This window comes from Nitratireductor kimnyeongensis (assembly GCF_019891395.1).
Taxonomy (GTDB): Bacteria; Pseudomonadota; Alphaproteobacteria; order Rhizobiales; family Rhizobiaceae; genus Nitratireductor; species Nitratireductor kimnyeongensis.
Window position 1 is genome coordinate 1,882,459 of sequence record NZ_CP078143.1, and the last position, 15,488, is coordinate 1,897,946.

At 60.8% G+C, this 15,488-nt stretch carries 15 protein-coding genes; 7 read left to right on the plus strand and 8 right to left on the minus strand.

The window, feature by feature from the left end:
- Positions 1-73: 73 nt before the first annotated feature.
- Genes KW403_RS08970 through KW403_RS08980 form a run of 3 tightly spaced genes read left to right on the plus strand, consistent with a single transcriptional unit; the run spans position 74 to position 2,410 of the window.
- Positions 74-664 (plus strand): TRAP transporter small permease, encoded by a 591-nt coding sequence (locus KW403_RS08970; RefSeq protein WP_246637936.1) that lies wholly within the window; start codon positions 74-76, stop codon positions 662-664.
- A gap of 14 nt (positions 665-678) precedes the next feature.
- Positions 679-1,962, plus strand: a complete 1,284-nt coding sequence (locus tag KW403_RS08975; protein ID WP_223022351.1) for a TRAP transporter large permease — start codon at positions 679-681, stop codon at positions 1,960-1,962.
- A 10-nt stretch (positions 1,963-1,972) separates the two neighbouring features.
- Positions 1,973-2,410 (plus strand): universal stress protein, encoded by a 438-nt coding sequence (locus KW403_RS08980; RefSeq protein WP_223022352.1) that lies wholly within the window; start codon positions 1,973-1,975, stop codon positions 2,408-2,410.
- Positions 2,411-2,511: 101 nt separating this feature from the next.
- Here the strand turns inward: KW403_RS08980 and KW403_RS08985 are convergent, their stop codons facing one another.
- A complete protein-coding gene (locus KW403_RS08985) occupies positions 2,512-2,691 on the minus strand; it encodes a hypothetical protein (RefSeq protein ID WP_223022353.1) in 180 nt (59 codons plus the stop codon).
- Between the two features lie 162 nt (positions 2,692-2,853).
- Between KW403_RS08985 and KW403_RS08990 the strand changes: the two genes are divergently transcribed.
- Positions 2,854-3,774, plus strand: coding sequence for a LysR family transcriptional regulator (locus KW403_RS08990; protein ID WP_223022354.1), 921 nt, complete (start codon positions 2,854-2,856; stop codon positions 3,772-3,774).
- Positions 3,775-3,888: 114 nt separating this feature from the next.
- On the opposite strand, the gene KW403_RS08995 is transcribed toward KW403_RS08990, so the two are convergent.
- From KW403_RS08995 to KW403_RS09015, 5 genes are read right to left on the minus strand one after another with little or no spacing between them, the layout of a single operon-like run.
- Positions 3,889-4,716 carry an ABC transporter ATP-binding protein gene (locus KW403_RS08995; protein ID WP_223022355.1) on the minus strand — a complete coding sequence of 276 codons (828 nt, stop codon included), beginning with the start codon at positions 4,714-4,716 and terminating at the stop codon, positions 3,889-3,891.
- A complete protein-coding gene (locus tag KW403_RS09000; RefSeq protein ID WP_223022356.1) occupies positions 4,713-5,573 on the minus strand; it encodes an ABC transporter ATP-binding protein in 861 nt (286 codons plus the stop codon). Before KW403_RS09000 ends, KW403_RS08995 begins: the two co-directional genes overlap by 4 nt.
- Before the next feature lies 1 nt (position 5,574).
- Positions 5,575-6,510, minus strand: coding sequence for an ABC transporter permease subunit (locus KW403_RS09005; RefSeq protein WP_246637937.1), 936 nt, complete (start codon positions 6,508-6,510; stop codon positions 5,575-5,577).
- A 2-nt stretch (positions 6,511-6,512) separates the two neighbouring features.
- Entirely contained in the window at positions 6,513-7,517 is a 1,005-nt protein-coding gene (locus KW403_RS09010) for an ABC transporter permease subunit (protein ID WP_223022357.1), read from the minus strand.
- Between the two features lie 59 nt (positions 7,518-7,576).
- Complete coding sequence (locus KW403_RS09015) at positions 7,577-9,172, minus strand: ABC transporter substrate-binding protein (RefSeq protein WP_223022358.1); 1,596 nt, start codon at positions 9,170-9,172, stop codon at positions 7,577-7,579.
- A 229-nt stretch (positions 9,173-9,401) separates the two neighbouring features.
- Here KW403_RS09015 and KW403_RS09020 point away from each other — a divergent pair, with 229 nt between their 5' ends.
- Together KW403_RS09020 and KW403_RS09025 are read left to right on the plus strand one after the other, a co-directional pair.
- Positions 9,402-9,953, plus strand: a complete 552-nt coding sequence (locus KW403_RS09020; RefSeq protein ID WP_223022359.1) for a DUF924 family protein — start codon at positions 9,402-9,404, stop codon at positions 9,951-9,953.
- Between the two features lie 209 nt (positions 9,954-10,162).
- Positions 10,163-12,058 carry a long-chain-fatty-acid--CoA ligase gene (locus KW403_RS09025; RefSeq protein WP_223022360.1) on the plus strand — a complete coding sequence of 632 codons (1,896 nt, stop codon included), beginning with the start codon at positions 10,163-10,165 and terminating at the stop codon, positions 12,056-12,058.
- A 256-nt stretch (positions 12,059-12,314) separates the two neighbouring features.
- Here KW403_RS09025 and KW403_RS09030 read toward each other — a convergent pair whose 3' ends face one another.
- On the minus strand, positions 12,315-13,208 hold the full coding sequence (locus KW403_RS09030; RefSeq protein WP_223022361.1) for a glucosamine kinase nucleotide-binding domain-containing protein: 894 nt from the start codon (positions 13,206-13,208) through the stop codon (positions 12,315-12,317).
- Positions 13,205-14,461, minus strand: a complete 1,257-nt coding sequence (murA, locus tag KW403_RS09035) for a UDP-N-acetylglucosamine 1-carboxyvinyltransferase (protein ID WP_223019180.1) — start codon at positions 14,459-14,461, stop codon at positions 13,205-13,207. The genes KW403_RS09030 and murA overlap by 4 nt, the downstream gene beginning before the upstream one ends.
- A gap of 164 nt (positions 14,462-14,625) precedes the next feature.
- On the opposite strand from murA, the gene KW403_RS09040 reads away from it, so the two are divergent.
- Positions 14,626-15,486 carry a MurR/RpiR family transcriptional regulator gene (locus tag KW403_RS09040; RefSeq protein WP_223019181.1) on the plus strand — a complete coding sequence of 287 codons (861 nt, stop codon included), beginning with the start codon at positions 14,626-14,628 and terminating at the stop codon, positions 15,484-15,486.
- Positions 15,487-15,488: the final 2 nt, after the last annotated feature.

The window sequence follows — 15,488 nt, forward strand, 5'->3', positions numbered from 1 at the left end:
GAGCAAAAAATAATCTGGACCCTGCGGCCCGTATCGGCCGCAGGGTTCCGTCATCTCATTGAGGGGAATGAAGATGGGCAGTGAAGACGACAAATCTGACCCGCACAGCGAACACTATGACTCCACACTGCCTGGCGTGATCGGCATTTTCGACAATGCCATCAGTCGCATAGAATCGGTGATGCTCGCGCTCGGCGTGATGCTCATGGCGGTCAACACGATCGCCAATGTGGTCAGCCGGGCGATCGGCAGCACGATCTTCTTCTCCGAGGAACTCAACCGCATCCTCATCATTCTCATCACCTTTGCCGGCATCGGCTATGCCGCGCGTCATGGCCGTCACATCCGCATGTCGGCGATCTACGATGCGCTGCCGGGCAAAACCCGCAAAGTCCTGATGATCATCATCACGGTGATCACTGCGCTCACCATGTTCGCGCTCTGCTATTTCGCCGTCGGCTATATCAGCAAGGTGGCCACGTCCGGCCGTGTTCTCCCGGCCATGCAGATCCCCGTCTACTGGATCTATCTCTGGGTCCCGGTCGGTTTCTTCATCACCGGTGTGCAATATGCGCTCACCGCGCTGAAGAATGTCGTCCAGAAGGACATCTATCTCTCCACCCATGTGCTGGAGGGATATGAAGAAGACGAAATCGAGATCTGAGCGGGGCGACGACCATGACACTCAAAATATCCACCATCATGATCGTGTTGCTCTTGTTCGGCTTCCCGATGATGATCCCGCTCATTCTGGGCGCGACCTACGGCTTTTACGGCCTCTTCGGCGGCTTCGACCGCATGGATTTCATGGTGCAGCAGATGCTGGCGGGCATTCGCCCGGCCTCGCTCATCGCGGTGCCCATGTTCATCCTCGCCGCCGACATCATGACGCGCGGCCAGTCGGCAGACCGGCTGATCGACATGGTCATGAAGTTCATCGGCCACATCAAGGGCGGCCTTGCCGTCTCGACTGCCACTGCGTGCACGCTGTTTGGCGCTGTGTCCGGCTCCACGCAGGCGACGGTGGTTGCCGTCGGCTCGCCGCTGCGTCCGCGCATGCTGAAGGCCGGCTACAATGATTCCTTCGTTTTGGCGCTGATCATCAATGCCAGCGACATCGCCTTTCTGATCCCGCCCTCCATTGGCATGATCATCTATGGCGTCGTCTCCAAGACTTCGATTGCAGAGCTATTCATCGCCGGCATTGGCCCCGGGCTTTTGCTGCTGGTGCTGTTCTCGGCCTATTGCATTGTCTACGCCATCGTGAAGGGCGTGCCGACCGAGCCCAAGGCACCTTGGTCGGAGCGTGTGGCTGCGGTGCGAGCCGCCATTTGGCCCCTGTTCTTCCCGGTGATCATCGTCGGCGGCATCTATGGCGGCTTTGTCAGCCCTACCGAGGCTGCGGCCATCTGCGTAGCTTACGCGCTGTTCCTGGAATTGGTGATCTTCCGTTCGCTCAGCCTCTCCGACATCTACAAGATCTCCAAATCCACCGGGCTGATCACGGCCGTGGTCTTCATCCTTGTTGCTGCCGGCACGGCCTTTTCCTGGGTGATCTCCTTCGCGCAGATCCCGCAGCAGATCCTGGGCGCCATCGGTATTGATGAAATGGGCCCGAAGATGGTGCTCGCCGTCATCTCGATCGCCTTCTTCGTCGGGTGCATGTTTGTCGATCCGATCGTGGTCATTCTCGTTCTGGTGCCGATCTTCGCGCCGGTGGTGGATTCGGTCGGTCTCGACAAGGTTCTGGTCGGCACGATCATCACACTGCAGGTGGCCATCGGCTCAGCCACGCCACCCTTCGGGTGTGACATCTTCACGGCGATAGCCATCTTCAAGCGACCTTATATGGACGTGATCCGAGGCATTCCACCCTTCACGCTCATCCTGCTCGGCGTTTCGGCAGCACTGATCTTCTTCCCGCAGATCGCGCTGTTCCTGCCCAGTCTGGCATTCGATTAGGAGAGCCCCGATGTTCAAAAGGATACTCGTCCCGGTCGATGGCTCGGAAAATTCGCTCAAGGCGCTGAAGATGGCGGTCGAGATGCAAAAGACCACCGGTGCGGAGCTTATGACATTGACCGTGTTCCGGCATCACAGCCTGCTCGAGGCATCCATGTCCATGGTGCGGCCGGACGACCCCCAGAATCTGGACGATGCGATGCGGGACCACGCGAAGGAGATCGCCGATGCGGCCAAGAAGGCCGCGTTGGAGCTGGGGGCGCAAACCCCGCGCGCCTTCGTAAAAAGCGGTCAGCCGGCGCGCACCATCGTGAAGTTCAGCAAAGAGCGGGAGGCAGACCTGATCGTGCTTGGCAGCCGCGGGCTTGGCGATCTGGAAGGCTATTTGCTGGGCAGCGTGTCCCACAAGGTCACGAGCCTCGCAAGCTGCCCCGTCATGGTGGTGTGATCGGAACGGAACTCCAGATACAACAAGGGCCGGATCCGCTGGCGGGTCCGGCCCTTATTCGTCGTGTTCCAAAAGCGTCTCGGCGCTCTTTCCAGGCGGTCTCAAACCGGGTCAGCTCCACCAATTGGCGGCGTGCCTGTCGGCCTACGCCAGATGTGCCCGAGCCGCATGCCGAGAGCGGTCATGGCGTGCTTCAGCGCCGTGGAACGGGCCTTGTTCGCCTGCCGCGCATAGCGCTGCAATTCAGGGCTGGAACCAACGCCCACAGTGTAGTGTGACATCAGTACCTCCATGAGAGGGTTGGCAATGTAGAGAGTCTGTAGCGCTGTGCCGCCAGCTTCTGCCGGTCAACCCATCGCTACAATTCCTATTTGGTCTCTAAAGCAGATTTACACAATAGAAATTATTCTTCCCGTTGTGTGCGTTTATGTTACGCTAAGCGAATGAGACATCGTTTGCCCAATCTCAATGCCGTCAGGGCCTTCGATGCGGCAGCCCGGCACCAGAGTTTTTCGCGGGCCGCGAAAGAGCTTGGTGTTACCCACGCCTCTGTCAGCCGTCACATCAAGAACCTCGAAGCCGATCTCGGCATGCCCCTGTTCGAGCGGCGCCACCGGCAAGTGGCGCTCACTCCCGGCGGGGCCCGCTATGCGGAAATCGTCGCCGATGCCTTGATGCTCATCTCGCTGGACACGGGCACGCGGGCCACGCGCAACGCCAAAGGGCGGGTGGTGCTGGAGTCGGATTCCGATCTGGCTGCGCTTTGGCTCATGCCGCTTCTCACGGATCAGGTGCTGGAGGATCTGGGCATCGAGCTTGAACTGCGCTCCTATCCCGAACCGCCGCGCACTATTGCGCCCGACACCGATCTGGCGATTACCTGGGGGCGGCTGGATGTTCCCGGTTATACGCGCGAACCATTTCTGGATTTCACTATCTTCCCGGTCTGCGCGCCCCATCGCGCCGACCATGTGCGCACGCACGGCCTCATTGCCAACAAGCTGATCTATGATCGTGGGGTGAACACGTGGGACGAGCTTTTGCGGCGGCAGGGCACGAGCCTCAGCGCCGCATCGGGGCATCTCATTTTTCACCGCACGCAGCTTTGTCTGGAAGCGGCTGCGCGCGGGCTTGGCGTGGCGCTGGGCGACGATGTCTCAGCGGCTGCCATGCTGCGCGATGGTCGGCTGGTGCGCCCGTGCGGGCCATCGGTCGCCGGTCGCAACAGCTATTACCTTTCCTCCGTCTCGCGTGGGCCGGTCAGCCCTTCGGCGATGGCGGTGCGCGCATGGCTGCTGGAGAAGGCGGCCGAACATGTGCGCTGGGCCGAGGACGCAGGCTATGCGCTGCCCAAGGAGGGGTAGTGAACGCGGGGCCATGAGGCAGCGCACACGTCACCCCGGATCGCCCTTCGGCTTCCGGGTTGACGCTTTCGCAAGGCTTTCAGGGTTGCGCGCTCATGCCACCAGTTGGATGGTCTACGCTGCCTTCTCCGCCAGCCGCTTCCGAATGCTGTCCGCATCGGCGCGCGGCGTGGCAGCAAACAGCGTGCGGGTGTATTCGTGTTGCGGATCGGTAAACACCGCATCTCGGGTGCCATACTCCACCGCCTCGCCGAAATACATCACCATCACCTCGTCGGCTATGTAACGCACCACCGAAAGGTCATGACTGATAAAGACATAGGTGAGGCCGAACTCTTCCTGCAGGTCCGCCAGAAGGTTCAACACCTGCGCCTGCACGGATAGATCGAGCGCGGAGACCGGCTCGTCCAGCACGAGAAGGCGTGGCCTCAGCATCAGCGCGCGCGCAATGGCGATGCGCTGGCGTTGGCCGCCGGAGAACATGTGCGGATAGCGGTTGAAGTGCTCGGCCTGAAGGCCCACCTTCAAAAGCATTTCCATGGCGCGTTCACGCCGCTCTTTCACCGGAACGTTCTCGTTGATGACCAGCGGCTCCATCAACACATCGCCGATCTTCTGGCGCGGGTTCAGCGAGCCATAGGGGTTCTGGAAAACGATCTGCACCTTGCGGCGCATTTCCGAATCCACGCCCTTCTTGCCGATCTCCACCGGCTTGCCGTCGATCAGCAACTCGCCGGAGGTGGGGGCATCGATCATCGTCATGATGCGGGCAAGGGTGGATTTCCCGCAGCCCGATTCGCCGACGATGGCCAGCGTCTTGCCCTTTTCGACCTTCAGGTCGATGCCTTTCAGCGCATTGATGATGCGGCCCTTGCCGAAAAGGCCGCCGCCGATGTGATAGTCGCGCGTGATGCCGCGCGTCTCCAGGACGATCTCGCTCATGGGCGGGCTCCCGTCTGCGGCGCTTCATCGAACACGAAGTCGGAAACGGTCGGCAGGCGGTCGCCCGTCGCGTTCTCCGGCAGGGCCGAAAGCAGCGCCTTGGTGTAGGGGTGCTGGGGCTTTTCAAAGAGAGAGAGCACGTCGGCCTCCTCCATCTTCTTGCCCTTGTACTGCACGATCACGCGGTCAGCCGTTTCCGCCACCACGCCCATGTCATGGGTGATCATGATCATGCCCATGTTCTTCTCGGCCTGGATCGACACCAGAAGATCGAGAATCTGCTTCTGGATCGTCACGTCGAGCGCGGTGGTCGGCTCGTCGGCAATCAGGAGCTTGGGATTACAGGCAATGGCCATGGCGATCATCACGCGCTGGCATTGGCCACCCGACATCTGGTGCGGGTAGGCATTCACCCGGTCGGCCGCATTCGGCAGACCCACCGCCTCGAAGAGTTCCACCGTCCGGTCACGACGCTGGCGGGCCGAAAGATCGGTGTGCATCTTCAGTGTCTCGTCGATCTGGAAACCGACGGTGAAACACGGGTTGAGGCTGGCGATCGGCTCCTGAAAGATCATGGCAATGTCCTTGCCGACGATCTTGCGACGTTCGGATGGCGACAGGTTGAGAATGTCGCGGCCCTGAAAGGACATGGCGTCCGCCGTGACCTTCGCCGTCCAGGGCAGAAGCCCCATCACCGCCAGCATCGAGACGGATTTGCCCGAGCCCGATTCGCCGACAATGGCCAGCACTTCGCGCGCGTCGACGGATAGCGAAACACCATCCACCGCGCGCAGCGTGCCGCCCGCCGTTTCGAATTCGACGCTCAGATTGCGGATGTCGAGAAGAGCTTCACTCATGTCACGACCTCTTCAGCTTGGGATCAAGCGCATCGCGAAGACCGTCGCCCATCAGATTGATGGCCAGAACGGTGATCAGGATGGCAAGTCCGGGGAAGGTGACGACCCACCACGCACGCAGGATGAACTCGCGCGCTTCGGCCAGCATCGTGCCCCATTCGGGTGTGGGCGGTTGTGCACCCATGCCGAGGAAGCCAAGCGCTGCCGCATCCAGGATCGCGGTCGAGAAGGAGAGCGCCGCCTGCACGATCAACGGTGCGGTGCAGTTCGGCAGGATGGTCTTGAACATCAACCTGATGTTGCTCGCCCCGGCAACACGTGCCGCCGTCACATAGTCGCGTCCTTTCTCCGACATCACCGCAGCGCGCGTCAGGCGTACATAGTGCGGCTGCTGCACCAGCGCGATGGCGATCATCGCGTTGACGAGGCCCGGCCCCAGAATGGCGACCAGAACCAGCGCCAGAAGCAGCGAGGGGAAGGCGAGGATGATGTCCATCACGCGCATGATGACCGTGTCCACCGCGCCGCGGAAATAGCCGGCGATGAGGCCGATCAGAATACCCACCGAGACGGCGACCGAAACCACCACCACGCCGATGAACAGCGAGAAGCGCGCGCCATAGATCAGGCGTGAGAGCAGGTCGCGGCCCACCGCATCCGTGCCGAGTATGAACGACCAGCTTCCGCCTTCCTGCCAGACCGGGGGCAGGAGGAAGGAGCCGCGGTTCTGCATGCTCGGGCTGTGCGGCGCGATCACCGGCGCCAGAAGCGCGATGACGACGATGGCGAGGAAAACGTAAAGGCCGATCACGGCGCCGCGGTTCTGGCTGAAATAGTACCAGAACTCCGCGAGGCGGGCGCGCCGCGTGACCGCGATGACCGTGCCGCCTTCGAGACCGACGGCGGCATTCGGAACTTTTGTGTTTGTCGAGCTCATGGTCAGTGCCTGATTCTCGGATTGATCAGACCGTAGAGGACGTCCACGATCAGGTTCACGATCATGATGATGGCGGCAATGAGCAGAAGCCCGCCCTGCACCACGGCATAATCGCGTTTGAATACGCTATCGACCATCCACTTGCCGATGCCCGGCCAGGAGAAGATCGTCTCGGTGAGGATCGCACCGGCCAGCAGCACGCCCACCTGGAGACCGATCGTGGTCACCACGGGGATGAGCGCGTTGCGCAGCGCATGGAGGCCGATCACCCGGCGCGGCGGCAGGCCCTTGGAGCGCGCCGTGCGCACATAGTCCTCGCCCAGCACCTCAAGCATGGCCGAGCGCGTCTGGCGGGCGATCACCGCAAGCGGAATCGTGGCGAGCACGATGGTCGGCAGAATGAGATGCGAAAGCGCCGATCTGAACGCACCCGCCTGCCCCGAAAGAAGACTGTCGATCAGCATGAAGCCGGTGACAGGCGGGAAGAAGTAGAGCAGCGAGATACGGCCTGAGACCGGTGTCCAGCCCAGAATGCCGGAAAAGAAGATGATCAGGAGCAGGCCCCACCAGAAGATCGGCATGGAATAGCCGACAAGGGCCGCCCCCATCACCGTCTGATCAAGCCAGGAGCCGCGCCGGACGGCGGCGATCACACCGAGCGGAACGCCCACCGCCACCGCGACAATGATCGCACAGAGAGAGAGCTCGATCGTCGCCGGGAACAGGGTCAGGAACTCCTGCAGAACCGGCCGTTTGGTGACGATGGAGGTGCCGAAATCACCCTGCAGCAGGTCCGTCATGTAGTTGAAATACTGAACGAAAAGCGGCTGGTCGAAACCATAGAGCGCCTGAAGCTGCTGATAGCGCTCCTCGCTCATGCCGCGTTCGCCGGCCAGAAGCATGATCGGATCGCCGGGCAGGAGGCGAATGAAGGAAAAGGCGACGATGGACACCCCGATGAAGGTGGGGATCAGTAGCGCCAGCCTGGAGAGAAAGAAACGGAACATCTAATACACGACCGGCGACAGCTCGCGCTGCCGCCGGTTCCTGTTTCTGGTGAAGGGGCCTATTCGGCGATGTCGACGCCTTCAAAGGCGTGGCCGCCGAGCGGGTCCATCTTGTAGCCGGTCACTTCCTTGCGCATGGGCATATGGACGACCGAGTGAGCGATGGTTGCCCACGGAGCTTCACGCTTGAAGACGACCTGAGCCTCTTCATAGAGCTTGGCGCGCTCTTCCTGCGAGGAAAGCGTCTTGGCTTTCTGGATCAGGCCGTCGAACTCCTCGTTGCACCACTGGGCGCGGTTGGCACCGCCCACGGCATCGCAGCCGAGCAGCACGGCGAGGAAGTTGTCCGGATCGCCATTGTCACCGGTCCAGCCGAGCAGAACCGCACCGTCGCGGTCTTCCGCCTTGGAGCGCTCGAGATACTCGCCCCATTCGTAGGAAACGATCTCGACATTGACGCCGACCTTGGAGAAGTCCTCCTGGATCAGCTCGGCCATGCGGCGCGCATTCGGGTTGTAAGGACGCTGCACCGGCATCGCCCAGACCTTCATGGAGAGGTCCGAAACGCCCTCTTCCTCAAGCACCTTCTTGGCTGCTTCCGGATCGTAGCCATCGTCCTCGACCGCGTCGTTATACGACCACATCGTCGGCGGGATCGGGTTCTTGGCGGCCTGACCAGCACCCTGGAACACGGCGTCGAGAATGGCTTCCTTGTTGATGGCCATGTTCAGCGCCTTGCGGACCTTCGCATTGTCGAAGGGCGCAACCTTGGTGTTGTAGGCGAGGTAGCCGACGTTCAGGCCTTCCTGCTCGTCAACCTTCAAAGCCTCATTGGACTTCAGGCTCTCGATATCTGCCGGGTTCGGGTAAGGCGTGATGTGGCATTCACCGGCAATCAGCTTCTGCTGACGCACGGATGCCTCGGTGGTGATGGCGAACACGAGGTCGTCGATCGGCTGCTTGCCGTTCCAGTAGTCCGGATGCGCCTTGTAGCGGATCACGGCGTCAGGCTGGTAGGCCACAAACTGGAAGGGGCCGGTGCCGACCGGCTTCTGGTTCAGGTCCGAAAGATTGCCGGCCTCGGAAAGCTGATCGGCATATTCCTTTGAAAAGATGGAAGCAAAATCCATGGCCAGATTGGCGATGAACGGCGCTTCCGGTCGGTTCAGCACGAACTTCACCGTATGGTCGTCGACCTTTTCGATGGACTTCACGAGGTCCGGCATGGACATGCCGTTGAAGTATTCCCAGGAGGCACCCTCCACATAGGCGTGGTAGGGATGATCTTCCTGAAGCTGACGGTTGAAGGAAAACAGCACGTCATCAGCGTTGAAGTCACGGCTCGGCGTGAAGAAGTCGGTGGTGTGGAACTTGACACCCTGACGCAGCTTGAAGGTGACCTCGAGACCATCGTCGGACACTTCCCAGCTCTCTGCGAGACCGGGAACGGTTTTCGTTGTGCCTGCCTCGAACTGGACGAGGCGGTTGTAGACCGGCTTCGACGATGCGTCAAACGTGGTGCCTGCGGTGTAGAGCGCCGGATCAAAGCCTTCCGGGCTTCCTTCCGAGCAGTAGACAAGCGTCTTCGCGCCCGCCGCGCCGCTCAGCACCGTAGCGGCCAGCAGTGCAGCCGCAAAGGTCAATTTGCTTTTCATTGAGGTCTCCCTGATTCTCGCATGGGCCTACTCCCGAAGCCCTGGAAGCTGGCATATAAGCAAAGATCGAATTGAGAGGGAACACCCTCGATCACTTTGCCGCCGTAAATGCAATTATTTGTCGAATTTGAACCGATTAATGCAATAAAGCACCACGCGCGCTCTTGTACTGTGAGCGTAGGGGAAACCATATCAGCATCTAGGATCGTAGTTTCGAGGAGGAAAGCGTATGAGCGGCACATGGCAGCGCGAGGTACTGGAATTCTGGTTTGAGACGCTGACACCCAAAGACTGGTTCACGGTGAGCGAGAAGACGGATGCATTGATCCGTGACCGCTTTGGAGCATTGCATGAGCGTTTGGTGCGCGAACTCCCGCCGGAGGTGTTCGATGACCCCAAAGCTGCCCTGGCCGCGGTCATCGTGCTCGATCAGTTTCCGCGCAACATTCATCGCCGGCAGCCTGCCGCTTTCGCATCGGATGAGCTCGCGTTGAGTGTCGCCGGCAATGCTATCGAAAAAGGGTTGGATGAAGGGATGAGCGTTCCGGAGCGCCAATTTCTGTACATGCCTTACATGCATTCGGAAGTGCTGGCAGATCAGGAGCGCGCCGTCATGCTGTTCAGGTCGCTCGGTCAGGAAGAGGCGTTGAAATATGCGATCGAACACCGGGACATCGTTGCCAGGTTCGGGCGTTTCCCGCACCGCAATCGTGTGCTTGGCCGGGAGAGCGGGCCGGAGGAACTTGCCTTTCTGAAGGGGCATGAAGGCTATGGCCAGTAGAGCCCATGTCGCGTCCTGTGTTCAGGATGAGGCGCCGGCGCGTAAACGCACTTGTGGAGGTCAGGGATGAAGCCCTACACTCGCCTTTTTGAGGGGGGAGATCATCATGATGCAGTACGCTTGCCCAAACCTTCAATGACGGTTTGTGTTGCGTCTGGTATTACGTGAACGTAAACGTTATAACTGGTTTTTCGTTCTGGGAGGAGCAGTTGGGAAAAAGCGCAAAGACGCCCGCCAAGGGTGATGAGAAGGCCGCGCGCACCGCTAAAGGCGGATCGGGCAGCAAAACGTCAGCCAAGAAGGCGGCATCCACGGCAAAAAAGCCGGCCGCGAAATCGGCAGCCGGTTCATCAAAGAAGTCAGCACCGAAGGCAGCGGCTAAACCTGCGGCACCAGCCCGCAAGACCGCGCCGAAAAAAGCACCGGCATCCGGCAAGGCCAAGATCGCGCGGCCGTGGGTGGAGCATTATCCCGAGGGCGTTCCTGCGGAAATGGGAGACTTTCCCAACAGTTCGCTTGGCGAGTTGCTGGTGGATGCCTGCAAGAGCTTCGGTGATCGCCCTGCCTTCACCTGTATGGGCAAGTCGCTGAGCTACAGCGGCCTTGAGGAGATGTCGCGGCACTTCGCAGGCTATCTGCAAACGCTGGGGCTCAAACGCGGTGCGCGCATTGCGTTGATGATGCCCAACGTGCTGCAGTATCCCGTTGCCATGATGGCTGTTTTGCGCGCTGGTTATGTTGTGGTGAATGTCAATCCGCTCTACACGCCGCGTGAGCTGGAACACCAGCTCAACGATGCCGGCGCGGAAGCCATCGTCATCCTCGAAAATTTCGCCCACACGCTGGAAGCCATTGCTTCGAAAACGTCGGTCAAACACGTGGTCGTTGCCTCGATGGGCGAGCTTCTGGGACTCAAGGGCCACATCGTCAATTTCGTGGTCCGCCGGGTCAAGAAAATGGTGCCGGCATGGTCTTTGCCGGGACATGTCTCTTTCAAGGAGGCGGTCAAGAAAGGCGCTTCCACAGGCTACAGGCCGGTGGAGATCGCGCTGTCGGAGAATGCCTTCCTGCAGTATACGGGCGGCACGACAGGCGTCTCCAAGGGAGCGACGCTCACGCACAGCAATGTTCTGGCCAATGTAATCCAGAACGAACTGTGGTTCCGCAGCGCCTATATCGGCAAGGCGAAACCCGAGGCGCCGGTGCTCATCTGTGCCTTGCCGCTCTATCACATCTACGCGCTCACGGTGAACGCGCTGATGGGCATGAAGCTTGGCGGGAACAACGTCCTGATTCCCAATCCGCGCGACATTCCCGCCTTCGTAAAAGAGCTGCAGAAATACGACTTCCACATCTTTCCGGGGCTCAACACGCTGTTCAACGCGCTCCTGAACAATGAGGATTTCTGCAAGCTGCCTTTCAAGAGTTTGCTCGTCACCTTCGGTGGCGGCATGGCGGTGCAACGCGCTGTTGCCGAGCGTTGGCAGAAGCTCACCGGCTGCGTGATATCGCAGGGCTATGGTCTGTCGGAAACCTCACCGGTAGCGACGGTAAACAGCTTTGCGGCAAAGGAGTTCACCGGCACGATCGGCTATCCGATTTCGTCCACTGACGTCGTCATCCGTGACGACAAGGGCAAGAACCTGCCCTTCGGCAAGGTCGGCGAAATCTGCATTCGCGGCCCGCAGGTCATGGCCGGCTACTGGAATCGCCCGGACGAGACCGCCAAGGTCATGACCGAGGATGGGTTTTTCCGCTCCGGTGACATGGGCACGATGGATGAGACCGGCCAGGTCACCATTGTCGATCGCAAGAAGGACATGATCGTTGTCTCCGGCTTCAAGGTCTTCCCCAACGAGGTGGAAGACGTGATCGCCAATCATCCGGGCGTGCTGGAAGCGGCGATTATCGGCGTGGAGGATGAGCATTCCGGCGAGGTTCCGAAGCTCTTCGTGGTCCGCAAGGATGCGAACCTGACGGAAGAGGACCTCAAGGCGTTCTGCAAGGAAAACCTCACCGGCTACAAGCGCCCGAAATATGTTGAGTTCCGCGACGAACTGCCGAAATCCAATGTCGGCAAGATCCTGCGCAAGGAATTGCGCTGAAACGTAAAGGCCCGCGCCCGGTTTGAATTGACCCTTAAAGTTGCGCGGGCCTTCATTTTCGTGGCTCTGGCGTTGTGCGTGGTTCGACAAGCTCACCATGAGGGAGGATGAAGCTGGCGGGATCGGTGGCCACCGCTAGGAGCGTTTCATTTGCGTTGTCTCATGATCGGATTTCGCATGGCGCAACCAGCCACCTTCCTCATGGTGAGTTGTCGAACCACGCACCGCGTTGATGCAACGCGGTTGCCCTGATCGTTTAAAGCGCCACCCGCCCCTCCGCCGCCCTTCGAGCGAGAATGATCGCGCCGTCCACAGCATCGCCGTCGGCGGGTTTCAGGCGGCGGCGCACATCGGGCGAGAGCCAGGGCTCCAGCGGGCCTGAAAGCCCTCCAAGCAGCGTCACGCGCGGTGCGTTCTGGTCGAAAAGCGTGCGCACAAGCATGTCGATCTGCGCTGCTGCATTCTGCACGATGCGCCTGGCGGCGGCGTCGCCCTGATCGGCGTGGCGCAGCACCATGGGCGCGAAAGTGGCATAATCGGTTGCGCTTGCTCCGTCCATCCAGGCAACAACGTCTGCCGGATCATCCTCGAAGCGGCGCATCACTTCGGTCAGAAGCGCGCTTTGCGGAATGCGTCCGTCATGGCCCTGCAGTGCGGCACGCACGGCATTGAGGCCGATATCAGCACCGCTTCCCTCATCGGAAATCGGAAAACCGTAGCCGCCAATGCGCAGATGCTTTCCATCCACGATGCCAAGCCCCACCGAACCTGTTCCCGCAATGGCGATAGCGCCATCGAGACCCGAATGCGCGCCGAGACACGCCGTGTCGCTATCGCTGGCAAAAACGATGCTGGCGAAGGGGTGCGATAGCGCCTGAAACGCCTCGATGGCCCCCTTGCGGCGCATGCCGGCAAGACCGATCCCGGCATGAATGCGGGCGATCTCTGCCTCGCCAAAGCCCGCTTCCTCGATTGCGGCGTCCACTGCGCGCCGGACCGAGGCCCAGGCCGCTTCAACGCCGAGCCTCGTGGTGGCCGGGCCGGAAAGGCCCTGACCGAGCACGGCACCTGCTACATCCTCTATGCGGGCCCGGCAGCCCGTACCGCCACCATCGACGCCGAGATAAAAATGGCTCGTCCCGCCGCTCATTTCTGCAACCGCTCGATTGTCGCGCCGCATTGCGCCAGTTTTCGGTCAAGCTGCTCATAGCCGCGGTCGAGGTGGTAGACGCGGTTGATAATGGTTTCGCCTTTCGCGGCAAGCGCTGCAAGCACAAGGCAGACCGAGGCGCGCAGATCCGTTGCCATCACCTGCGCCCCTTTGAGCGGCTTGCCACCCCGGACCACGGCAGTCGTGCCCTGTAGGGTGATGTCGGCACCGAGCCGCGCCAGTTCCGGCACATGCATGAACCGGTTCTCGAAAATCGTCTCGCGGATGAGCGATGTTCCGTCGACGCAGCAGGCGAGCGCCATGAACTGCGCCTGAAGGTCTGTCGGAAAGCCCGGATAGGGTTCTGTGGTGAGGTCGGTCGTGCGCAGCGCGCCGCTTCTCGAAACCACCAGGCCCCGGTCGCTCGGCCACACATTCACGCCCATCACCTCCAGCGCCTGGATCACGGCAGCGAGGTTTTCCATGCGCGCGTTCACCAGTTCCAGCGCCCCGCCGGTGATGGCTGCCGCCACCGCATAGGTCCCGGCCTCGATCCGGTCGGGGATGACGTGATGCGCCGCCTTCTTCCATTGAGCGCCGCCCTCGATGATGATGCGATGAGTCCCGGCCCCGTCAATCTTTGCGCCCATGGCGTTGAGGCAGGCGGCAAGGTCAGTCACTTCGGGCTCGCGCGCCGCGTTCAGGATTTCGGTTTCGCCGTGCGCTGCAGTCGCCGCCATCATTGCCGTCTCCGTCGCGCCCACCGAAGGTGAACTCAGGATGACCCGCGTACCCCGCAGCCCGCTGGCTGCACGAGCGACGATCAGCCCTTCCTCAATGCCGATCTCCGCCCCCAGCATTTCAAGCGCTTTCAGGTGCATGTCCACCGGACGCGCGCCGATGGCGCAGCCACCGGGCAGCGAAACCCGCGCCTCGCCGAACCGCGCCAGCAATGGCCCGAGAAACAGGACCGTGGCCCGCATCCGGCGCACGGTTTCATAGGAGACTTCGCAAGAAACCATCGCACTGGCGTCTATCGCCGCCGAGTGGGCGTTGCGCTTCACCGACGCACCGTAGAGCTCGGCGACCCTGAGCATGTTCTCCACATCTGATACCAGCGGAAGATTCGACAGTTCCAGAGGGTATGGGCTCAAAAGCGCAGCCGCGATCTGCGGCAGTGCCGCATTCTTTGCACCGGCGATGGCGACGGTCCCGTAAAGCGGATGGCCGCCTGTAATTTTCAGTCTGTCCATGATCGCGGCTCCGAGAACGCCGAATGTCAGAGCGCAGTCTCTATCGGGGAATTCCTTTGATCAAGCCCATCTGGGAATATATTATTCCATTTCTCAATTCCTACGGGATTCCCCTGAGGACGAAACTGTTCTAGCCTCGCAACAACGATCCCCGAAAGGAAGCCATGTCTGTCCTGAAGATCATCGACGCGCAGCTTGAGACCATGGCGCCGGCCGACCGGCAGATCGGCCAGTTCATCGTCGACAATCCCGACCGCGTGCTCAGGCTCTCCTCCGCGGCCTTGGCGGAAGAGACCGGCCGCAGCCAGTCGAGCGTGGTGAAGTTCAGCCAGAAACTCGGCTTCTCGGGTTATCAGGATCTGAAGCTGGCGGTCAGCAAGGCCAAGGCGCAGGAATGGCAGGTGCCGCCGGGCATGATCCACTCCACCATCGAGATTGGCGACAGCCACGCCACGATTTCGCAGAAGCTGATCTCAAGCAAGCTTCTCTCCATGCAGCAGACCATCGCCGCCAATCACGAGCCGGAGATAGCGCGAGCGCTTGAGTCATTGGATGCCGCGCGCCGCATTCACATTGCCGGTGTCGGTGCGTCTTCACTGGTCGCGCGCGACTTTTCCTACAAGCTGCAAAAGCTTGGCCGCAATGCCCTGCATGACAGCGACAGTCACGTGCAGATGGCCAATGTTTCCTCGCTGGGCGAAGAGGATGTGCTCTTTGCACTGTCTTACTCCGGGACCAGCATCGAGACGGTGCGCATTGCCGAGCTCGCAAAGGCGCGCGGCGCGACTGTCATCTCCGTCACCGGCCTGCAGCAGAATCCGCTGATGCGCGTTGCCGACATTCGCCTGCACACGGTGGCCGACGAGGAACGGGTGCGCTCCTCCGCCATCACGTCGCGCGATGCGCAGCTCACTTTGATGGACTTCCTGTTCATCCTCATCCTGCAGCGCCAGCCGGATGCGAACGACTATGTCCACGACAGCGAAGCGTCGGTGTCCGCACTGAAGATGCCGGCGGCAAAGTAGAA

Coding starts and splice junctions, on each gene's coding strand:
- KW403_RS08970 (WP_246637936.1), top strand. CDS start 74: ATGGGCAGTGAAGACGACAAATCTGACCCGCACAGCGAACACTATGAC.
- KW403_RS08975 (WP_223022351.1), top strand. CDS start 679: ATGACACTCAAAATATCCACCATCATGATCGTGTTGCTCTTGTTCGGC.
- KW403_RS08980 (WP_223022352.1), top strand. CDS start 1,973: ATGTTCAAAAGGATACTCGTCCCGGTCGATGGCTCGGAAAATTCGCTC.
- KW403_RS08985 (WP_223022353.1), bottom strand. CDS start 2,691: ATGTCACACTACACTGTGGGCGTTGGTTCCAGCCCTGAATTGCAGCGC.
- KW403_RS08990 (WP_223022354.1), top strand. CDS start 2,854: ATGAGACATCGTTTGCCCAATCTCAATGCCGTCAGGGCCTTCGATGCG.
- KW403_RS08995 (WP_223022355.1), bottom strand. CDS start 4,716: ATGAGCGAGATCGTCCTGGAGACGCGCGGCATCACGCGCGACTATCAC.
- KW403_RS09000 (WP_223022356.1), bottom strand. CDS start 5,573: ATGAGTGAAGCTCTTCTCGACATCCGCAATCTGAGCGTCGAATTCGAA.
- KW403_RS09005 (WP_246637937.1), bottom strand. CDS start 6,510: ATGAGCTCGACAAACACAAAAGTTCCGAATGCCGCCGTCGGTCTCGAA.
- KW403_RS09010 (WP_223022357.1), bottom strand. CDS start 7,517: ATGTTCCGTTTCTTTCTCTCCAGGCTGGCGCTACTGATCCCCACCTTC.
- KW403_RS09015 (WP_223022358.1), bottom strand. CDS start 9,172: ATGAAAAGCAAATTGACCTTTGCGGCTGCACTGCTGGCCGCTACGGTG.
- KW403_RS09020 (WP_223022359.1), top strand. CDS start 9,402: ATGAGCGGCACATGGCAGCGCGAGGTACTGGAATTCTGGTTTGAGACG.
- KW403_RS09030 (WP_223022361.1), bottom strand. CDS start 13,208: ATGAGCGGCGGGACGAGCCATTTTTATCTCGGCGTCGATGGTGGCGGT.
- murA (WP_223019180.1), bottom strand. CDS start 14,461: ATGGACAGACTGAAAATTACAGGCGGCCATCCGCTTTACGGGACCGTC.
- KW403_RS09040 (WP_223019181.1), top strand. CDS start 14,626: ATGTCTGTCCTGAAGATCATCGACGCGCAGCTTGAGACCATGGCGCCG.